The sequence below is a fragment of the Streptomyces sp. NPDC001985 genome, assembly GCF_040296845.1.
GTDB lineage: Bacteria > Actinomycetota > Actinomycetes > Streptomycetales > Streptomycetaceae > Streptomyces.
On record NZ_JBEOYB010000157.1, the window covers coordinates 1 to 5,451 of the forward strand.

3 protein-coding genes and 1 pseudogene are annotated in these 5,451 nt (G+C 73.0%); all 4 read left to right on the plus strand.

Annotation, left to right across the window (positions count from 1 at the left end; all coding sequences use genetic code 11):
• Window positions 1-461 precede the first annotated feature (461 nt).
• Window positions 462-1,190 (plus strand): annotated as a pseudogene (locus ABT122_RS33115) (KdsC family phosphatase); the annotation flags it as partial.
• Window positions 1,191-1,228: 38 nt separating this feature from the next.
• On the plus strand, window positions 1,229-2,161 hold the full coding sequence (locus ABT122_RS33120) for an N-acetylneuraminate synthase family protein (protein WP_351559830.1): 933 nt from the start codon (window positions 1,229-1,231) through the stop codon (window positions 2,159-2,161).
• 82 nt (window positions 2,162-2,243) lie between these two features.
• Window positions 2,244-3,275 carry a hypothetical protein gene (locus tag ABT122_RS33125; RefSeq protein WP_351559831.1) on the plus strand — a complete coding sequence of 344 codons (1,032 nt, stop codon included), beginning with the start codon at window positions 2,244-2,246 and terminating at the stop codon, window positions 3,273-3,275.
• A gap of 266 nt (window positions 3,276-3,541) precedes the next feature.
• On the plus strand, window positions 3,542-4,780 hold the full coding sequence (locus tag ABT122_RS33130; protein ID WP_351559833.1) for an amidohydrolase: 1,239 nt from the start codon (window positions 3,542-3,544) through the stop codon (window positions 4,778-4,780).
• The last annotated feature ends 671 nt before the right edge of the window (window positions 4,781-5,451 follow it).

The following is a 5,451-nucleotide window of genomic DNA, read 5'->3' on the forward strand; positions in this document are numbered from 1 at the left end:
GGTCGGGGGCCAGCCCCCGAACCCCCGCTCCTCAATCGCCGGAGGGGCTGGGTGGTGCGGCTCAATGGCCGGAGGGGCTGGGTGGTGCGGCTCAATGGCCGGAGGGGCTGGGTGGCACGGCTCAATCGCCGGAGGGGCAGGAGGGTGCGGTTCGAGCGTCGGAGGGGCTGGGGGGTGGTCCGTCGGCGCCCCTGGACGGCCTGGGGGATACGGCTCCGGCGGCGCCGGAAGGTGCGGCTCGTGCGTCGGCAAGGCTGGAGGGTGTGCCCCTGGACGAGCCGGAGGTTGCACCTCGTGCGTCGGCAAGGCTGGAGGGTGTGCCCTTGGACGGGCCGGGAGGTATGCCCTTGGACGGGCCGGGAGGTATGCCCCTGGACGGGGCGGGGGATACGGCTCCGGCGAGGCCGGAGGGCGTGCCCGTGGACGGGCCGGGGGGCGCGGGGCCCTCGGGGCGCGGGATCGGCGGGATCGGGGTCAATCACACCCCCGCCTCCCGCCCCCGCCGCCAGGACCGCCCCCAGGACTTCCTGGAGACCGGCGCCGCCTACGCCATGACCACCCCCGGCTTCCGCACATCCCACCACCGCTTCTTCGGCCGCACCGCCCTCGTCCCCACCGACCCCGCCCGCGTCCTCGAAGTGGACGACCCCCACGACCTGGCCAGGGCCCGCGCCCTCGCCCCCCTCCTCGACACCCCGCCGGAGGCGCTCCCCACCCGGGGCGACATCGACGCCGTCGTCCTCGACTTCGACGGCACCCAGACCGACGACCGCGTCCACATCGACGCCGACGGCCGCGAAACCGTCTCCGTCCACCGAGGCGACGGCCTCGGCATCGACCGGCTGCGCCGGGCCGGCCTCGCCCTGCTCATCCTCTCCAGCGAGCGGAACCCCGTGGTCGCGGCCCGCGCCCGCAAGCTCCGTATCCCCGTACTGCACGGCGTCGACCGCAAGGACCTCGCGCTCAAGCAGTGGTGCGACGAGCACTCCATCGACCCCGCCCGGGTCCTCTACGCGGGCAACGACGTCAACGACCTGCCCTGCTTCGCCCTGGCGGGCTGGCCGGTCGCCGTCGCCGACGCCCACGGCGCCGTACGGGAACAGGCCCGGGCGACCACCACCACCCCCGGCGGCCGGGGCGCGGTCCGGGAGATCGCCACCTGGCTCCTCGGCCCCGAACTGACCCCCTGACCACCCGATCACCCCACCGAAGAATGAGGAAAACCCCCATGAACACCTCCCGACTGCGCACCCTCGGCACCCGCACCGCCGGCCCCGGCCGCCCCGTCTACGTCACCGGCGAGATCGGCATCAACCACAACGGAGACCTCGACAACGCCCTCGCCCTGATCGACGCCGCGGCCGACGCGGGCTGCGACGCGGTCAAGTTCCAGAAGCGCACTCCGGAGATCTGCACCCCGCGCGACCAGTGGGACATCGAGCGCGACACCCCCTGGGGCCGGATGACCTACATCGACTACCGCCACCGGGTGGAGTTCGGCGAGGAGGAGTACCGCTCCATCGACGAGCACTGCCGCAAGCGCGGCATCGACTGGTTCGCCTCCCCCTGGGACACCGAGGCCGTGGCCTTCCTGGAGAGGTTCGACGTCCCCGCCCACAAGGTGGCCTCCGCCTCGCTCACCGACGACGAGCTGCTGCGCGCCCTGCGCGCCACCGGCCGGACCGTCATCCTCTCGACCGGGATGTCCACCCCGCGCCAGATCCGGCACGCGGTCGAGGTGCTCGGCAGCGACAACATCATTCTCTGCCACGCCACCTCGACCTACCCGGCGCAGGCCGAGGAGCTGAACCTCAACGTCATCCAGACCCTCAAGAGCGAGTACCCGAACGTCCCGATCGGCTACTCCGGCCACGAGACCGGCCTCCAGACCACGCTGGCCGCCGTCGCGCTCGGCGCCGCCTTCGTCGAGCGCCACATCACCCTCGACCGGGCGATGTGGGGCTCCGACCAGGCCGCGTCGGTCGAGCCGGGCGGCCTCCAGCGGCTGGTCCGGGACATCCGCACCATCGAGGCGGCGCTCGGCGACGGGGTGAAGCGGGTGTACGACTCCGAACTCGCCCCCATGCGCAAGCTCCGCCGGGTCGCGGGCGTCGTCGCCGAGTCGGACGACACCGCCGACCGCGTGCCCGCCGGCGTCTGAACCACCACCACCACCGCCCCCGGCCGCCCCGCCCAGCCCCGCCCGCCCGCCCGTTCGCGCAGCTCTCTTGAGGTGAACTGAAGTGAATCTCGCTTTCGTCGAGTCCCCGGTCCAGCTCCTGAACGTCCTGGAGTGGGCCCACGCCCAGCCCTACGACCCGCTGTCGACCGGGCTCACGGTCGTCGTGCTGTCACCCACCGACCCCATGTCCCGGGGCCAGTTGCGCCGGATGGCGGAACTGGCCCGGGACGAGGGGCACACGGTGCGCTGGCAGGAGGCGCGCGGCGGGGCGGCGGCGCCGGTGAGGGCCGTGCGCCAGCTCCTCCCGCTGCTGCGCCGCGCCCGCCGGATCGTCATAGGCGACCCCTTCTCGCGCTATGTGCAGCTCCTGCTGACCCTCGTCGGGGAGAAGGATCTGACGGTGGTGGACGACGGCACCGCCACCATGGAGTTCGCCGCCCAGCTCACCCGGGGCGAGAAGCTGGTGCGCTGGCACCGGCGCGGCGCGGGCGGCCCCCGCGAACTGGTGCTCGCCCCGGTCACCTCGCTGGCCCGGCGGCGGCTGCTGCCCTCCCCCACCCGGGCCGTCGAGGTCTTCACCGCGATGCCGGTGGAGCCGCCCGAGTCCCTCGCCGTCACCGCCAACACCTTCGAGTGGACCCGTCTGCGCTTCGGCCCGCCGACCATCGTCCGGGGAGCCGATCTGGTCGGCACCTCACTGGTGGAGACGGGCGTGGTCGATCCCGGCCAGTACGTACGGGCGGTGGCCGGCCTGGCCCGTGCCCACGGCGCCCGCCGCTACTTCGCCCACCGCCGCGAGAGCCCCGACAAGCTCCACCGGCTGGCCGGGGAGACCGGCCTGGAGATCGTCCGCCCGGAACTCCCGCTGGAGCTGGTGGCCCGCCGGGGCCCGATCGGCTCCACGGTCCTCAGCTTCCCCTCCACCGTGCTCCACACCCTCCCCCTGGCACTCGCGGGTACCGGAATCAAGGTGGCGGTCTGCGAGATCGCGCCGGAATGGCTGAGGGAGACCGCTTCTCCGCGCGCCCAGGGCTTCCTGGCGGGTGTCACGGGCACCGCGCGGGGGGTCCAGCGGCTGCCCGCGCCGGTCTGAAGGCCGCCTTCGGACGGTCCGGGGAAGAGCTGAAGGCGATCACCCGGCCCGCCGCCCGCGCCCGGCGCTCCGGCCCCGGGGAGATCCCGCCCCCAGGCGGTGTATTCCGAGGTGGGGTACGGTCGAAAGGCGCGAAAGTTTACCCGGAGAGATCCACAATCATGCACCTTGGGACCGCGATTCTTTCGCCTGTCGGATTGAACTTTTGTTGATCAGCGGTCAGTTGACCCCCGTCTGGCTCTACCCTTCAACAGGTGAACCAACTGATGTCCCGCGAGTCCGAAGCCGACCTGCCCGGGAGCGTCGCACTTCCCGGCACTCTGTCCGAATCGCTGCGTGTCGAGCTGATCGCCTTCCGCCGCGATCTGCACATGCACCCGGAACTGGGCAACCAGGAGTTCCGTACGACCGCCGCCATCAAGGCCCGTCTGGAGCAGGCCGGCCTTGAGCCACGCGTGCTCGCCACCGGCACCGGGCTCATGTGCGACATCGGCCGGGGAACCGGCGAGGAAGGCGGTGGCGACGGTGGAGAAACGCCACTGCTCGCCCTGCGCGCGGACATCGACGCGCTCCCCATCCCCGACACCAAGACCGTCCCCTACCGCTCCACCATCCCCAACCGGGCGCACGCCTGCGGCCATGACGTGCACACCACCGCCGTACTCGGCGCGGGGCTCGTCCTGGCCGACCTGGACCGGGAAGGGCTGCTGCCGAGGCCGGTACGGCTGATCTTCCAGCCCGCCGAGGAGGTGCTGCCGGGGGGCGCGTCCGACGCGATCGAGTCCGGGGTCCTGGAGGGCGTCGGGATGATCGTCGGAGTGCACTGCGACCCCCGGGTCGACGCCGGGACGATCGGGCTGCGGCCCGGACCCATCACCTCCGCCTGCGACCGCCTGGAGGTCTCCCTCGACGGGCCCGGCGGGCACACCGCCCGTCCGCATCTGACCACCGACATGGTCACGGCGGCGGCGAAGGTCGCGACCGAGGTCCCGGCCCTGCTCTCCCGCCGGGTGGACGCCCGCTCGGGGCTCTCGGTCACCTGGGGCCGTATCGAGGCGGGCCACGCCTGCAATGTCATCCCGCAGCACGCCGAGCTGTCCGGGACGGTCCGCTGCCTGGACCTCCCGTCGTGGCGGGCCGCCCCCGATCTGGTGCACGCGGCGATCGACGAGATCGCGACGCTGCACCGGGCGAAGTCGGAGATCAATTACATCCGGGGGGTGCCGCCGGTGGTGAATGACCCGGGGGTCACGGAGCTGCTGCGCGAGGCGCAGATCGCGCGGAGGGGGGCGGGGGCGGTGGAGGACACCGAACAGAGCCTGGGCGGGGAGGATTTCTCCTGGTACCTGGAGAGGGTGCCGGGGGCGATGGCGCGGCTGGGGGTGAGGGTGCCCGGGGGGCCGACGAGGCATGATCTGCACCGGGGGGATTTCGATGCGGACGAGCGCGCGATCGAAACCGCGGTCAACCTCTTCACGGCCACGGCCCTCCTCTCCACCCCCTGACCCCCCACCCCCTGGGCCGCCCCGAGCATTCTCAGCCCGTCCGGGGGCACCTCCCAGAGGCAGCTCTGGGGCAGCTTGAGGACGCCCCCCGCACCACAGGCAGCCCGCACAAACCCAGCCCGTCTGGGGGCACCTCCCAGAGGCAGCTCTGGGGGAGTTTGAGGACGGACCCCGCACCACAGGCAGCCCGCACAAACCCAGCCCGTCCGGCGTTTGAGGACGCCCCCCGCACCACAGGAAACCCGCACAAACCCAGCCCGTCCGGCGATTGAGGACGGACCCTGTGCCACAGGACCCCGCACAAACCCAGCCCGTCCGGCGATTGAGGACGGACCCTGTGCCACAGGACCCCGCACCCTGCGGGCCACGGTCGGGGGCCAGCCCCCGAACCCCCGCGCCTCAAACGCCGGCGGGGCTGAAAGTGGTGCTGCTCCCATCGCCGGAGGGCTGAGGTGGTGCTGCCCCCATCGCCGGAAGGGCTGAGGCGGCGCGCCCCAACCGCCGGCAGGGCTGGAGTCGCGCGGCCCCATTCGCGACGCCGAGGGCGCGCCTCAACCGCCGCCGGGGCCGGGCGCCCCCCTGGTGGACGGCCTGGAGTCGGTGGAGACCCGCGTATCCGGCCAGTCCGCTGAGCCCGAGGACGACGACGATGGGCCCCTGGTGGCGCAGCC